Raw genomic sequence first — 16,144 nt, forward strand, 5'->3', positions numbered from 1 at the left:
AATTCCTGAAGAAGAATATTACGTATATCTCTTCTTCAGGAATTGATAGTATTATGCGTATTACTCTTTAATAAATTTATTTTCATGATGTATGCATCTCTAAAGCTCTCTATTCCTCAAAATGATAAAATTAATGAGCTTGTCTCTTTAGATAAAATTTGCCTAGGAGGCCTCTGGACAATAGACAACTATGCAAGAGAACTACAGAGTCCGAATAGTCATTTCCTAGTTTTATCTACAAATTCAACGAATTCAATAATTGGATGTGGATGTTTTTGGAGAATTCTAGAAGAAGCACATATTACATTATTGATGATTGATCCAAAATATCAAGGTCAAGGTTTAGGCCAATTATTATTATATAGTCTCTTAAAAGACGCTGTTTCAAGTCAATTAGAACATGCGACTCTAGAAGTCCGTGCTTCTAATAGATCTGCTATTTGTTTATATGAAAAATTTGGATTTAAAATTGCTGGAAGACGCAAAGAATATTATAAAAAAACTAAAGAAGATGCTTTGATTTTTTGGAAAAGTGATTTAAATCATCCTATCTTTCAGAAAGAATTATCCTTCTGGAAGAAATTAATTCATAGACGTTTAATAGATAATTGCTATCTTCCTCCAGATCTTATTAGCTATTAATTTTAAAGTTACAAACTTCTACATTTTTATTATGAAGAAGTTATGATTTCAGTTATTAACAATCACTATATTCTTTGTTAATGATTTGTCAAAGAATATATATCAAGTCCTATAAATTGTATTAAAAATCCCTTTTGAATCATATGACGAAAGTTTTCTTTTCACTTAATAATAAATTGAATTTTTTGTAATATACATTACAATCGTATGACGTATACTGAGTTAATCGATTCAATTGAGCAAAAAATACGAAAGGCTAAGATATAGACTATTCATCTTAAATTATCTATGCTTATTAAATATTTTTTACAAGATAAGTTATGAAATTTAAAATTCTAAACATTGACCCTGAAAACTTGTTAAGTAAATGATATATGTTAAGTAAATGATATAAAGTTATAACAAAAACAAATTAACCTAATTATTCATATAGTAGATTAAATTGATGGGATAAAGAAAAAACTTAAAGCCTAGTTTCTAATGATAGTATGACAAAAATAAATCTTCAACCTTAATATAAATTTATGACAGAAACACTACTATTTAACGCGTTACGTCAAGCTGTTGATGAAGAAATGGAACGAGATGATACAGTTCTTGTTTTAGGGGAAGATGTAGGTCATTATGGAGGCTCTTATAAAGTGACAAAAGATCTTTCTCAGAAATATGGAGAACTAAGAGTTCTAGATACTCCAATAGCTGAAAATAGTTTTATGGGAATGGCTGTTGGCGCTGCCATGGCAGGATTAAAACCTATCGTAGAAGGAATGAACATGGGTTTTTTATTGCTAGCTTTCAATCAAATTTCTAATAATGCAGGAATGTTAAGATATACTTCTGGTGGTAATTTTAAAATTCCCATAGTTATTCGTGGTCCTGGAGGCGTAGGAAGGCAATTAGGAGCTGAACATTCTCAACGTTTAGAAGCTTATTTTCATGCAGTTCCAGGACTCAAAATTGTTGCCTGTTCTACTCCATACAATGCTAAGGGACTACTTAAAGCGGCTATTCGAGACGAAAATCCTGTTCTTTTTTTTGAGCATGTTTTGCTATATAATCTTAAAGAAGAACTTCCTGATGAAGAATACATCCTTGCTTTAGACAAAGCAGAAATCGTACGTTCTGGAGAAGATATAACTATTCTTACCTATTCTCGCATGCGACACCATTGTATACAGGCATTAAAAGAAATTGAGGAAGCAGGATATTCTCCTGAAATAATTGATTTAATTTCTCTTAAACCATTTGATCTTGAGACTATTGGAAATTCAATTAGAAAAACTCATAAAGTTCTTATTGTAGAGGAATGCATGAAAACCAGTGGTATTGCAGCAGAGCTGATTGCTTTAATTACAGAAAATTTTTTTGATGAGTTAGATGCTCCTGTCGTACGTCTATCGTCTCAAGATATTCCAACGCCTTATAACGGAATGTTAGAAAAGTTGACAATAGTACAACCTTCTCAAATTGCTTCGTCAGTAGAAAAGATAATGAAACTGCATATTTAACGTTTTATTTTAACATAACTATGAAACAACAACGTTTGTTGATCGTTTTTATTGTTGCTCTCTTAACCAGTGCAATTACCTTTCTCAATGTTATGCCTTTGCAACTAGGACTAGACCTTAAAGGCGGTAGTCAATTAACTATACAGCTTAGGCCAACCAAAGATATTCAAAATATTGTTCAAGAAGATTTAGAGGCAGCAAAAACTGTTCTTGAGAATCGAGTTAATGGTTTAGGAGTAGCTGAACCTATTGTACAAACTTTAGGAAAAGATAAAATTGTTATCCAATTACCCGGAGTTACAAATCCAGAGCAAGCAGAAAGAGTACTAGGGGGAACGGCACAATTAGATTTCCGTGAACAACGTCAAGGCACTGAAGGTCAGTTGAGTGCAGAATTTAGAATAAGACAACAAAAGAATATAGAATTAAGTACTCTTAGACAAAAAAAGACTAATCTAGAGACAAAACAACGTATTATTGAATTAACAAAATCAATAGATGTATCTAATCAAGCAATATTAAAATTATTTGATTCTGTTGGTTTATCAGGTAAGGATCTAAAAAATGCTCGTTATGGGCCAAGCCAAGGAATTGAATGGCAAGTGATTATCGACTTTGACAATGAAGGAGAAGGGAAGTTTGCCGATTTGACAAAAAAAGTTGCCGGTACTGGACGTAGTATTGGAATCTTCTTAGACAATATATTAATCAGTGCACCCATAGTTAGTCCTCAATTTGCCGTCACAGGAATTACTGGAGGTAGTGCAGTAATTACAGGTAATTTTACTGCAGAAAGTGCTAATGAAATGGCTGTCCAACTACGAGGAGGTTCTTTACCTTTTCCAGTACAAGTTGTTGAAAATAGAACTGTTGGTGCAACTCTCGGGCAAGATAGCGTCCGCCGGAGCATTTATGCTACGATAGCCGGCTTAATTCTTGTTTTAATTTTTATGATAATTTATTATCGTTTATCAGGAGCCTTGGCTAACATAGCTTTGCTAATTTACGCCACTTTAACTTTAACTTGTTATTCTCTGGTTGGAGTAACATTAACTTTACCTGGCATAGCAGGATTCATTTTAAGCATTGGTATGGCAGTAGACGCTAACATTTTAGTATTTGAGAGAATTCGTGAAGAGCTGCACAATGGAAAAACACTTTATGCTGGAGTAGAATCTGGTTTTTATCGTGCATTTTCTAGCATTCTAGATAGTAATATTACTACTTTAATCGCTTGTGGAGCTCTATTCGGTTTAGGATCTGGTTTGGTTAAAGGATTTGCTCTCACTTTAGCTATTGGAATATTAATTAGCATGTTTACAGCACTAACCTGCACTCGTACCTTGTTATTAACTGCAGTTTTAAAATTTCCTCTTGTTAGAAAAAATCCTGAAATTTTTTGTCCTAATCTTTTAACAACCTCAAAATTTTAGGGAATTTTAGCATGCAAAATTTCACAGTTTTATTCTTTAGTACTTTTAAAATAGTTAATTATGAAATTAAATATAATTAAATGGAGACGAGTATGGTGGCTCATATCTTTAACAGTAATTATAAGTAGTATTGTTGGAATTATTATTTCGTACTCTAAATTTAATGCTCCTCTAAAATTAGGATTAGATTTTGTTGGAGGTACCAGGCTTCAATTACAACTAGAATGTGAGACTGAAAAAAAATGTACTGTACCAATTGATACAAAAATAGTCCGAGATATTCTAACTACTAGAGATCTAAATGATAATACTATTCAAGTCTTAGAAAATAACATTCTTTCTATCCAAACTAAACCACTTGATGTCGAACAAAGAACTGAGTTACAAAAAGAATTAAATGATAGAGTTGGAAGTTTTAATTTTGAAACAATTCAAATAGATACTGTAGGACCGACTATTGGTTTGGAACTTTTTAAATCCGGAATTTTAGCCTTGTTAGCATCTTTTCTAGGTATAGTTTTTTATTTAAGTATTCGCTTCAAGATTGATTATGCATTTTTTGCCATCCTAGCATTGGTACACGATGTTTTAATTACAGTTGGTTTCTTCTCTTATCTAGGATTATTTGCTTCAGTAGAGGTTAATAGCCTATTTTTAGTCTCTCTCTTAACTATAATAGGATTTTCTGTAAACGATACTGTTGTGATTTACGACCGTATTAGAGAAAACATAGATCGATTTGGTGAGGAGCTTTCTTTAAGCGAAATAGTAAACAATTCTGTGAATCAGACTTTATCACGCTCAATTAATACTACTGCTACAACCTTATTACCTCTTCTAAGTCTTTTCCTTTTTGGAGGAGAAACAATAAAATTTTTTGCTCTTGCTTTAATTTTAGGTTTTTCAGTAGGTTCTTATTCTAGTATTTTTATCGCAAGCACGTTACTTGCATGGTGGCGTGAGTCTAAGGTATCAAATATTAAATTAAAAAGTTAAGTAAAATCTTATCGCAAAACTTTACTTTATGAATTAGCAAGGATCAAATATCAGCAAATTAATAATAGAGAAAGTATTAAAATATATTTTCTTTACTATTAATTGTAAGTATCATGAATTTTTTCCGTAAATACACTTTAATACTTTAGAATATGTTGAAATTCTCTGCTATTTGGATTAAATGAATGCTTATTTATAGCTAACTAAAATCTTGTAGCCTGTAAATAGAATAACTTTAAATATATTTTCATGACTTAAATCTAGAAATTATGTTCACAATTTAGTTTCTCTAGAGATATTTCTTCTATAGTTGTGTACATTAAAAAAACAATAATCATATAGTCAATCAACTATGTAATTTAAAAAAAAAAAGAATCATACAATTTCTGTGGAAAAAAGTAGATTTCTAGTATATAATAAGGATCGGCTTCGCATGATAAGGAGAGATGGCCGAGCGGTTGAAGGCGCAGCACTGGAAATGCTGTTTAGGGGTAACTTTAACGAGGGTTCGAATCCCTCTCTCTCCGTTATTAATTCTATTTTAAGAAAAGATAGTTATTAAAGCAATATAAATTTCCTTCAATTACGCTGGTACTATAGGATTTTATTGATAGAGTTTCATAGTTTCAGAAATTTTTAATCGGGATTGTACTTGAAGACTCCAGGAAGATCTACGACCTTTTGCCAAGTGATTAGCAGCAGCACAAGCTATCATAGCGGCATTGTCTGTACACAAATCAAAAGGAGGACAATAAAATTTTAAATTGTGTTTTTTAGCAGCCTTTGTGAGATGATTTCTCAAACCACTATTAGCAGCGACTCCTCCGCCAATAGCAATACGATCTATGTTATGGTCAATAGCGCATTTAATTGTTTTTTTTGTTAGTGAACGAACTATCGTTTCTTGAAAACTTGCAGCTATATCAGCAACAGGCAAAAGACTATTCTGTTCTTTCTTGAACTTTTCTACTAGCCTTAAAACAGCTGTTTTGAGACCACTAAAGCTTGAATCATAAGGATGATAACCTCCTTGAGGTAAAGATATTCTACCTTCTGGTAGATTAAATTTCTTTGGATTACCGGTAGTCGCTAACTTATCAATAATTGGGCCGCCTGGATAACCCAAGTCCAATAATCGAGCTACTTTATCAAAAGCTTCTCCAGCAGCATCATCACGAGTCTTTCCTAATTCTTCATAAAATTCATAATCTTTTACATGAATTAAACTAGTATGACCTCCTGAAACTAGTAAGCAGAGAAAGGGGGGTTCTAAGTCAGTTTTACATAAATAATTAGCATAAATATGGCCTTCTAAATGATGAATACCTAAAAATGGTTTGTCATGTATCATAGAAAGAGTTTTTGCAGCTGTTTCCCCTATGATTAAAGCTCCAACAAGTCCTGGGGCAACTGTTGCGGCAATTCCGTCAATTTCATTCCAATTTAGCTTTGCAATCTGTAGAGATTTTTCAATACAATAGTTAATATGTAGCAAATGTTCACGAGATGCTACTTCAGGAACAATTCCCCCATAATGACTATGAAGTTCATTTTGACTAGCAACAACATTGCTACAAATTTTTTTATCGTTAACAATAGCTACGGAAGTATCATCACAACTAGTTTCAATTGCTAATATAGTTACCATAGTTATTCATATTATTTACTTTTTATATTACTTAAATAATAACTTAGAAAGTGTTAGTAGACTCTGAATATTTTTATTTTGCTTGTATAGTATTCTACATATCATTATTTTAGTAATATAAATTATATAAATAACGTAATTACTATTTTATTTTCAATACTTTTTGAAAATAAAACTCAGAAAAAACATAAATTTTCAAGTACTGCAGAGCTTTTAATAAATTATCAGTATGTAATGTGCAGAAAGAAGCAGAAGATAATCAAAATATGTTGTTACACTTAGTAAAGAAAAATATCAGTTATTAAAATCATGGGTCGTGTTGGGGTTTTATTACTAAACTTGGGTGGACCAGAGCAATTAAAAGATGTTCGTCCTTTTCTCTTTAATTTATTTTCTGATCCAGATATTGTGCGCCTACCTTTTCCGTGGCTACAAAAACCTTTGGCTTGGTTTATTTCTGTTTTAAGAACCAACAAATCTCAAAATAACTATCGTCAAATTGGAGGAGGTTCTCCATTAAGAAAAATAACAGAGGCTCAGGGAAAAGCTCTTGCTAAAAAATTTGCAGAATGTGGACAAAAAATAGATGTTCACATAGGAATGCGATATTGGTATCCTTTTACAGAAGAAGCTATCAATGATATTAAGCATGATTGTCCGGATAAATTAGTGATTCTCCCTTTGTATCCACAATTCTCAATAAGTACAAGCGGTTCTAGTTTTCGCATCCTTGAAAAAATATGGCAAACCGATCCTGTATTAAGGCAAATTGAATATACTTTAATACCTTCTTGGTATGATAACCCGAATTACTTGAAAGCTATGGCTGACTTAATTATCAAAGAATTGAATAAGTGCTCTAATCCGGAACAAGTACATATATTCTTTAGTGCTCATGGTGTACCACAAAGCTATGTAGAGGAAGCTGGAGATCCTTACCAAGCAGAAATTGAAGCTTGTACTCATTTGTTAATGAGTACAATTAATCGTTCAAATGCTTATACATTAGCCTATCAAAGCAAAGTTGGTCCAGTAGAATGGTTAAAACCATATGCTGAAGATGCTCTCCAAGCATTGGGAAAGCAAGGGATAAAAGACTTACTAGTAGTTCCTATCAGTTTTGTTTCTGAACATATTGAAACTCTTCAAGAAATTGACATTGAATATCGTGAAGCTGCTGAAAAAGCGGGGATTTATAATTTCTCTAGAGTTCCAGCCTTAAATACTCATCCCATTTTTATAGATGCTTTAGCAGAATTAGTTATTCATTCTTTAGAAAAGCCCCCAGTTACTTTTAAATGTATAACTCATCCAAGGGAAAATATAGTAATATATCCTAAAAAATCTTGGCAATGGGGTATAACAAATACTGCAGAGATATGGAATGGTAGATTAGCTATGTTAGGATTTATTGGTCTTTTGGTTGAATTAATAAGTGGACATGGTATCTTGCATTATCTAAAAATATTATAGAAAAATATACTATCTATTGCCTATTCTCTAGTTAAGTCAATAATACAAATCGTTTTCTTTTATTACTCTTATATTTCCATAACTAATATATATTGTTTGTAATTATTCCTGCTAGGAGTATCAACCCTAGATATACATTTTCTTTAAAAATTTGTTCATATACTTCTTGTGAAACATCTGGAGATCTTAAGAGAATGCATTGCTTAAACCACATTCCTGAAGCTATAGTCCATGCTACCCAGAAGCAAAAATTTAGTTTCATAATTATTGCTAAATAAGCCCAAAGAAGTGCTGTCAAAGCAAAAATATAAGTTATTACACTTTCTACATATCGACCAAAAAATAGAGCGCTGGAATTGATGCCAATTTTTCTATCATCTTCTCTATCAGACATTGCGTAAACTGTATCAAAACCTAATGTCCAGCAAACAGTTATTCCCCATAAAATAAAAGTATGAAATTCAAGTTTTTGAGTTACTGCAGTCCAGCTAATGAGAACTGCAAATCCCCAAGATAAAGATAAAATCAACTGAGGAATTGGAAAAAATTTTTTTGCCAAAGGATAGCAAACAATGAATGGTACGGCCAAGATACATAACCAGAAACTTAAAGTATTTAAATAAAGAGATAAAACTAGTGCACATGTTAAAGAAATAAAAGCAGTTACAATACCAACTTTAATAGATAAAGTACGTGATGCAAGAGGACGATTTTTAGTTCTCTTTACTTGAGGATCAATATTTCTATCCCAAAGATCATTAATAACGCAACCTGCTGAACTAGTAGATAAAGATCCTAGTATGATAATTAGGATCAAAGATGGTGGAGGAAAATCACGTGATGCCAAAAAGACTGCCCATAGGGCAGGAATCATTAAAATTAATCTTCCTGTAGGCTTATTCCACCTTAATAGCTGAATAATAGCTAACCAAGTAGATTTTGTTGTAAGCAAAAATTGAGGATTTGACATATTATTGAAATCTGATGCTATTATTTTTTATGGAAATTATTATAAATATAAATCAAAAATTAAAATATAGGAAAATAGTTTTTTACATCTAAAAAATAATTTTATCTTGATAAAATACAAAATCTTTTTAGGTTAATATTATTTACAAGTTCTTTATTTTGATAAAGATTGGCAAAATCAAATGGTTTCTTTCGAAGAAGATGATTTTTAAAAATATAAATACCACTATATAAGACACTAAATTTAACAAGATCTTAATCTAAATTATTAATGTGATATCTACGATATTAATAATAATTCATTATCTGTTTTTTTCAAGAATATATTAATATATGCTTAATTGATTTGTAATTTGTTGTACTTGAATTAAAAAAGTCCTAATAAAAAATAAGTGTTTATCAAATGAGTTAAGATGATCTCTAAAAGTTCTTATTGGGTTTGTTTAGACAAGGCCTTGTCAATTGAGGTAGAAAGAGGATTTATTAATACACAAGGTGAGCAGTATCAGTTTAGTGAATATTTATGCCTCAACTTTGGCGAACTACCACCTATTAAAACATCTAATAACCAAAGACAACGCTGGCTAAAATTTGCTTCACAATATGCTATTTATCCTAAATTAACTTTATCTCAAAGAAGGCAGTTAATTGTTCAAACTCGTCAGTTCTTACATAATCTGAAACAAGATTTTAAGATACCTGTCAAACACCCCCATCCCAAACAACCCAAAACAAGTAATTTAATTGATATAAAATCTATATTACGTTACGAGCTCAATTTAGAACAACATTTAAGTACTGTAAAAGAAATAAGTTTTCGAAAAATAGGATTATTACAAAAAATAGGATTAGATACAGTCAGAGATCTATTATTTTATTATCCTAGAGACTATATTAACTATGCTCGCCAAGTAACAATTTCAAATATCAAAGAAGGAGAAACTGTCACCATAGTTGGAAGAGTGAAAAAATGTAATTTTTTTACTAGTTCTAAAAATAAAAAATTGAGTATTTTAGAATTAGTTTTGCAAGACCATACAGGAGAAATAAGATTAAATAGATTTTTTTCAGGTAATAGGTTTACTAATAAAGGATGGCAGGAAAAACAAAAAAAAAATTATATTCGGTCTACAATCATAGCAGTATCTGGATTAGTTAAACAAAATCGTTATGGCTTAACTTTAGATAATCCGGAAATGGAAATCTTAGATAATTTTAATACAAGTATTGAATCTTTGAATATAGCCCGTATTTTACCTGTATATTCTTTGACAGAAGGAATCGATAATAGTTTTTTTCGTAAAATTATTATTATTAATTTAAAATCTGCTCAAACAATATTAGATCCTTTACCAATATCACTTAAGAGTAAATATGATTTAATGGACTTAAAGGATGCTCTAATTAATATTCATTTTCCAAAAAGTCTGGATTTTTTAGAACGTGCAAGACGACGCTTAATATTTGATGATTTCTTTTATTTACAGTTAGGGTTTTTAAAACGTCGACAAGAAAGAAAAAGATTACAAAATATTAATTCTTTTACACCTAATAAATATCTTACTCATCAATTTAATAAAGTTTTACCTTTTCAACTAACAAAATCTCAAAAAAGGGTAATTAATGAAATAATTAAAGATCTAGAATCATTACAATCAATGAATCGTCTTTTACAAGGAGATGTTGGGTCAGGAAAAACTATTGTTGCAATTTTTGCGATATTGACTGTTGTAGAGTCTGGATATCAGGTTGCTTTAATGGCTCCAACAGAGGTTTTGGCAGAACAGCATTATAAAAAAATAATATTGTACTTTAATCAATTATGTCTATCTGCTGAATTATTAACAGGATCTACAAAAAAATCTAAAAGACATGAGATTTATCGTCAATTAATTACAGGTGAATTACCATTGCTTGTAGGAACTCATGCGTTAATACAAGAGCAAATAAAATTCAAGAAACTAGGCCTTGTTGTTATTGATGAGCAACATAAGTTTGGCGTAGAACAACGAAATAAACTTCTAAATAAAGGTAAATATCCTCATGTTTTAAGTATGACAGCAACTCCTATTCCACGTACTCTTGCTTTAACCTTGCATGGAGACTTAGATATAAGTCAAATTGACGAATTGCCTCCTGAAAGAAAAGCTATAGAAACTAAAGTTTTAATAGGAAGTCAAAAACAGAGAGCTTATGACCTAATAAAAAAAGAAGTTAGTCAAGGAAGACAAGCTTATATAGTTTTTCCCATGATTGAAGAATCTGAAAAATTAGATATAAAAGCTGCAATAGAAGAACATAAAAAACTTTCAGAAGAAATTTTTCCTATCTTTAATATTGGCTTATTGCATGGAAGAATAAATCCTTTGGAAAAAAATAAAGTTTTAAATGATTTTCGTGAAAATAGGTATCAAATCATGGTTTCAACAACCGTTATAGAGGTCGGAGTCGATATCCCCAATGCAACAGTAATGTTAATTGAAAATGCAGAAAGATTTGGATTATCTCAGTTACATCAATTGAGAGGAAGAGTTGGTAGAAGTAGTTTTAAATCTTATTGCTTTTTAATTACTAGCAGTAAAACTCCTAATATATTACAGAAATTAGGCGTATTAGAACAGTCTCAAGACGGTTTTTTTATATCAGAAATGGATTTAAAACTTCGTGGGCCAGGAACTATTTTAGGAACTCGTCAATCTGGATTACCAGATTTTGCCTTAGCAAGCTTAACAGACAATAAAGAAATTCTTGAATTATCAAAATTAATAGCTGAAAGAATAATATTATCAGACGTCAAACTAAATAGTTTTCCACTTTTAAAAGGAGAATTAGAATACCGAAGTATTAGACTATAAAGAATACTTAGTCTATAGGTAATTATAGCTATCTAACTAGCTCATTTTGCAAAATATCTAAAGTCAATAGAAACTAAAAAACTTTTGTAAATTAAGGATAGTTTTCATTAAAATTATTTTTAATTTTAATCAGAATACGACCTAGCTTAATCTTTCCTACGACTAATATTTTTTGTTTTTTTTGACAATACTATAAGAGCTAGCCAACATTTAAATATACTTTATGCTAGCATTTGAAAAAAGTTTTCATATATGTTTTGTTTAACCTTTGTTAATATAAATTTTATATTTGTCAAATAAACTTTTTTAAAAGCAAAACTATAATTATTTTCAATTTTAAGTTTGAATGTTTTGAGGCAAGAGTAGAGGATAAAATAAAATTATGATTATGAGTACAACAAGTGATGTTATTGTCATTGGTGGTGGCATCATTGGGATGTCTATCGCGATTGATCTTAAGTTACAAGGTATATCTGTTACTGTATGTAATAAAAATTTTCCTCAATCAGCTTCCCCTGCAGCAGCAGGGATGTTAGCTCCTTATGCTGAAAAGTTATTGCCAGGCCCTTTACTAGATCTGTGCTTAAAATCTCGCTGGTTGTATCCTAACTGGATACAAAAAATCCAAAATTTTACTAATTTAGATTTACGATATGAACATTGCGGGTCACTCGCTCCAGTTTATGATATCTCTCAAAACAGAGTCTCCCAAAACTCTGTAGGTCAATGGTTAGACGAAAAAAGTATCCATCTCTATCAACCAGGATTAGGAAGTGATGTAAAAGGTGGCTGGTTATATCCTGACGATGGACAAGTAGATAACCGACAATTGCTACATGGTATTTATCAGGTAGCTAGAACTTTAGGAGTTGATATTAAGAATGAGGTAGCTGTTCATAGTTTGCTTAGCAAGCGAAACAAAATTATTGGAATATCTACAAATAAAGGTAAGTTTGAAGCTAGTACTTATATCGTAGCAGGTGGAGCATGGATTAATAAATTCTTAATCGTGCCTGTTCGTCCTCTTAAAGGACAAATGCTTGCTGTAAAGATACCTAAACAATATCTTTTACAAAAAATATTATACGGGACGCAAGTATATCTAGTACCACGTAAGAATAGAAACTTAATTATCGGAGCTACCTCAGAAGATATAGGATGGACATCTGGTAACTCGTCTAAAGGAATAGAAAAACTAATTAAAGAATCAATAAAACTTTTTCCAGATATAGTTAATTGGCCAATTCAAGAATTTTGGTGGGGATATCGTCCCGTAACTCCTGATAAATTACCTATTTTGGGCTATTATAATTATGATAATCTAATTGTTGCTACAGGACATTATCGGAATGGAATTCTCCTTGCTCCTATAACAGCTTCTTTGATTTCAGAGTTAGTAATTAACAAAAGAAATGATCCACTTCTGAGAAATTTTAGTGGTGATCGATTTAAGAATGAATCTTTTTCTCTCCAACATTTATGACTTTTCCTAAATCTATTAATGCTACCGTTTATAGTAAAAACACTTTGCCTTCTGATGAACTAATTATAGCTAATCGTAAATTTAGTTCACGTTTAATGACAGGAACAGGCAAGTATTCTAGTATTCCCCTTATGCAAAAATGTATAGTAGCTAGTAACTGCGAAATTGTGACAGTTGCAGTCAGAAGAGTACAGACTGAAGCTCCTGGTCATAAAGGACTCGCAGAATCCATAGATTGGACGAAGATATGGATGTTACCAAATACAGCAGGTTGTAAAACAGGAGATGAAGCTATTAGAGTCGCAAGATTGGGTAGGGAAATGGCTAAGCTACTAGGTCAGGAGGATAACAACTTTGTTAAATTGGAAGTTATACCTGATCCTAAGTATTTATTGCCTGATCCCATTGAAACTTTAAATGCAGCCATACAGTTAGTTAAAGAAGGGTTTGCTGTACTGCCGTATATTAATGCTGATCCTATTTTGGCGAAACGACTAGAGGAAATAGGGTGTGTTACTCTTATGCCTTTAGGATCACCAATAGGTTCAGGGCAAGGTATTCGGAATCAGGCTAATATATCAATCATAGTGGCAGAAGCCAATATACCTGTCATTATAGATGCTGGGATAGGATCTCCTAGCCAAGCATCTCAGGCCATGGAAATGGGTGCCGATGCTGTTCTTGTCAATAGTGCGATCGCACTGTCTCAAGATCCTTTATATATGGCTGAAGCTATGGGACTAGCAACAAGAGCAGGGAGATTAGCTTACTTAGGAGGACGTATGCCTATAAAATATTATGCAGAAGCTAGTTCTCCTTTAACTGGTACAATTACTTCAATCTAACCATAACTTTAATTTAAAGAATCTATCTATAATAAATTTCTGATTGTCAAATAATTAGATTATGGCTCTATCCAGCGTCCATCTTCTTTAATTAATTTAATTAGCTCTTCTACACCTTTATCTTCTGGTACCTTTTTAATTTCTTCTTGCCCACGATATAAAGATATATATCCAGCTTGTTTTCCCACATATCCATAATCTGCATCAGCCATCTCTCCAGGACCATTTACAATGCAACCCATTACAGCAATATCTAAGCCCGTAAGATGTTGGGTTGCATTACGTACTTTATGTAGAACATTTTCCAAGTTAAATAAAGTACGACCACAAGATGGACAAGCAATATACTCTACCATAGTCTTACGTAATCCCAATGATTGGAGAATACCGTAGCAAACAGGAATTTCTTTCTCAGGAGACTCAGTTAAAGATACACGAAGAGTATCTCCTATTGACTCTGCTAAAAGTGTTGCTATACCAGCAGTTGATTTAATGCGACCATACTCTCCATCACCAGCTTCTGTGACTCCTAAATGCAATGGATAATCCATACCTAGTTCATTCATGCGCTGAACCATTAATCGATAAGCTGCTAACATAGTAGGTACTCGAGATGCTTTCAAGGAAACTACTATATTGTAGAATTCTAAGGATTCACAAATACGAATAAATTCTAGCGCAGATTCAACCATGCCTAAAGGAGTATCACCATAAGTAAATAGCATTCTTTCTGCTAAAGATCCATGGTTAACACCAATTCTCATGGCTTTCCCTTGATCTCTTAATGAGATAATTAGAGGCTCTAAAGTTTTTCGTATTTTTTCCCCAATTTCTTCAAATTCCTTTTGACTATAGCCATCACGATCTATATTGTGTTTTTCGAATACATATAGTCCTGGATTAATTCGAACTTTATCAACATGTTTGGCTACTTCTAAAGCTATCTTTAAACCATTATGATGTACATCGGCAACTAAAGGTACAGGTTGATAAACTTGACTTAGTCTTTGTTTAATTTCCGCTAATGCTCTAGCATGAGCCATGCTAGGTACTGTAACCCTGACAATTTCACAACCAATCTCATGTAACTTACGGATAGCATTAACAGAACTTTCAACATCAAGCGTATCTTCATTTATCATCGACTGTACAACAATGGGGAAACCTCCTCCAATAGTTATGTTCCCGACTTTAACTGGACGAGTCTGGCGACGATGAATTGTAGTATCAATTTCTTGTTTAGAAACATTTTCGATGATTTTAGAGGTTTCTAAAGTATCCATAGTTAATAACATTTAACGTACTAAATAATAATAAAGCAAAAGTAATATGCACTTAGATATTGCATATATTTTAACCTAGCTATTTTATAAAAAGAAATATTAGCCTTGATCATCCTATCCGATTAATAGTTAATCTGTTGTAACTCAATATTAAATTAATATAAAAATTATTTCTATAGCTAAGCTGCTTACATAAAGTTATAAAAACAAAACGAACGGAGAGGGAGGGATTCGAACCCTCGATAGGCGTTAACCTATAACTTCTTAGCAGGAAGCCGCTTTCAACCGCTCAGCCACCTCTCCAGGATACAATAATCAATGATAGCAGATAAATAGTTTTTTAGGGTAATATTTTGATAATGTATTTTCTTATTTTTTTTTTTATTAAGTATTACAACATCATTATAGGACCCAGCCTCTTCACCTTTTACGATTAAAGAGTATAGTTATTTTTTCAGGGGGACAAGTTATGTATTCTACTCTTATGCTAGTAGCTACAATTCCTACTACTGTGGAATGGAGTCCAAAAGTAGCATCTATAATGATTGCTTGTAATATTTTAGCCATAGTAATAACTAAGTTAGTTATTGGTGAATCTAGTAAAGAAACACGTTTACCTCAATTTTCAGAAATGTTTGGTCATCTTAATATTGGTGCAATATTAGGAGCAACGAGTCTTGGCCATATTATAGGCGTAGGAATGATTTTAGGTATTGCTAGTACAGGCATGTTATAGAGATAAAAACCTCTAATAACTGACATAATACTAAGGGTGATATGGTTAAAAAGCTATTTTTAACCATATCACCCTTTTAATAAGTTTTAAACAAAAATATTTTTCTTGTTTAAGTTCTACATATCAATAAGAAGTCTAGTAAATATAAAATAGCTACTAAATAACTATTTTTTACCAATAAATACCATTTACAGTTTTATTGTATACAATAAAACTGTAAATAAAATAGATAGCATATATTTATGCTATCTATTTTATTTACAGCTGAAGATT

10 protein-coding genes, 2 tRNA genes and 1 pseudogene are annotated in these 16,144 nt (G+C 31.6%); 9 read left to right on the plus strand and 4 right to left on the minus strand.

The window, feature by feature from the left end; translation table 11 throughout:
* Nucleotides 1–84: 84 nt before the first annotated feature.
* The 5 genes from rimI to LPC16_RS04815 all read left to right on the plus strand — a co-directional run bounded on the left by rimI (nt 85) and on the right by LPC16_RS04815 (nt 5,106).
* Nucleotides 85–642 (plus strand): ribosomal protein S18-alanine N-acetyltransferase, encoded by a 558-nt coding sequence (gene rimI, locus LPC16_RS04795; RefSeq protein ID WP_040055221.1) that lies wholly within the window; start codon nt 85–87, stop codon nt 640–642.
* A 524-nt stretch (nt 643–1,166) separates the two neighbouring features.
* A complete protein-coding gene (locus tag LPC16_RS04800; RefSeq protein WP_229636997.1) occupies nt 1,167–2,150 on the plus strand; it encodes an alpha-ketoacid dehydrogenase subunit beta in 984 nt (327 codons plus the stop codon).
* A gap of 20 nt (nt 2,151–2,170) precedes the next feature.
* Nucleotides 2,171–3,583: a protein translocase subunit SecD gene (gene secD / locus LPC16_RS04805; RefSeq protein ID WP_040055143.1), complete on the plus strand. Its 1,413-nt coding sequence runs from the start codon at nt 2,171–2,173 to the stop codon at nt 3,581–3,583.
* Between the two features lie 60 nt (nt 3,584–3,643).
* A complete protein-coding gene (gene secF, locus LPC16_RS04810; RefSeq protein ID WP_229636998.1) occupies nt 3,644–4,579 on the plus strand; it encodes a protein translocase subunit SecF in 936 nt (311 codons plus the stop codon).
* 440 nt (nt 4,580–5,019) lie between these two features.
* Nucleotides 5,020–5,106: transfer RNA gene (locus LPC16_RS04815), tRNA-Ser, on the plus strand.
* Between the two features lie 77 nt (nt 5,107–5,183).
* Here LPC16_RS04815 and tsaD read toward each other — a convergent pair.
* Complete coding sequence (gene tsaD / locus LPC16_RS04820) at nt 5,184–6,227, minus strand: tRNA (adenosine(37)-N6)-threonylcarbamoyltransferase complex transferase subunit TsaD (RefSeq protein ID WP_229636999.1); 1,044 nt, start codon at nt 6,225–6,227, stop codon at nt 5,184–5,186.
* A gap of 309 nt (nt 6,228–6,536) precedes the next feature.
* Between tsaD and hemH the strand changes: the two genes are divergently transcribed.
* Nucleotides 6,537–7,700, plus strand: coding sequence for a ferrochelatase (hemH, locus tag LPC16_RS04825; RefSeq protein WP_229637000.1), 1,164 nt, complete (start codon nt 6,537–6,539; stop codon nt 7,698–7,700).
* An 82-nt stretch (nt 7,701–7,782) separates the two neighbouring features.
* Here the strand turns inward: hemH and LPC16_RS04830 are convergent, their stop codons facing one another.
* Nucleotides 7,783–8,670 carry a 4-hydroxybenzoate solanesyltransferase gene (locus LPC16_RS04830; RefSeq protein ID WP_229637001.1) on the minus strand — a complete coding sequence of 296 codons (888 nt, stop codon included), beginning with the start codon at nt 8,668–8,670 and terminating at the stop codon, nt 7,783–7,785.
* Between the two features lie 412 nt (nt 8,671–9,082).
* Between LPC16_RS04830 and recG the strand changes: the two genes are divergently transcribed.
* Together recG and thiO are read left to right on the plus strand one after the other, a co-directional pair.
* Nucleotides 9,083–11,524: an ATP-dependent DNA helicase RecG gene (gene recG / locus LPC16_RS04835; RefSeq protein WP_229637002.1), complete on the plus strand. Its 2,442-nt coding sequence runs from the start codon at nt 9,083–9,085 to the stop codon at nt 11,522–11,524.
* Between the two features lie 388 nt (nt 11,525–11,912).
* Nucleotides 11,913–13,852 (plus strand): annotated as a pseudogene (gene thiO, locus LPC16_RS06210) (glycine oxidase ThiO).
* Nucleotides 13,853–13,911: 59 nt separating this feature from the next.
* Here the strand turns inward: thiO and ispG are convergent.
* Both ispG and LPC16_RS04855 read right to left on the minus strand, forming a co-directional pair.
* The gene (ispG, locus tag LPC16_RS04850; protein ID WP_040055148.1) at nt 13,912–15,135 is read right to left on the minus strand and encodes a (E)-4-hydroxy-3-methylbut-2-enyl-diphosphate synthase; all 1,224 of its coding nucleotides are present in this window, start codon (nt 15,133–15,135) and stop codon (nt 13,912–13,914) included.
* Nucleotides 15,136–15,351: 216 nt separating this feature from the next.
* Nucleotides 15,352–15,438, minus strand: a tRNA-Ser gene (locus LPC16_RS04855).
* A gap of 166 nt (nt 15,439–15,604) precedes the next feature.
* On the opposite strand from LPC16_RS04855, the gene psaK reads away from it, so the two are divergent.
* A complete protein-coding gene (psaK, locus tag LPC16_RS04860; protein WP_040055136.1) occupies nt 15,605–15,871 on the plus strand; it encodes a photosystem I reaction center subunit PsaK in 267 nt (88 codons plus the stop codon).
* Nucleotides 15,872–16,144: the final 273 nt, after the last annotated feature.

It is taken from the genome of cyanobacterium endosymbiont of Braarudosphaera bigelowii, assembly GCF_020885515.1.
In the GTDB taxonomy this organism is placed as follows: Bacteria; Cyanobacteriota; Cyanobacteriia; order Cyanobacteriales; family Microcystaceae; genus Atelocyanobacterium; species Atelocyanobacterium thalassa_A.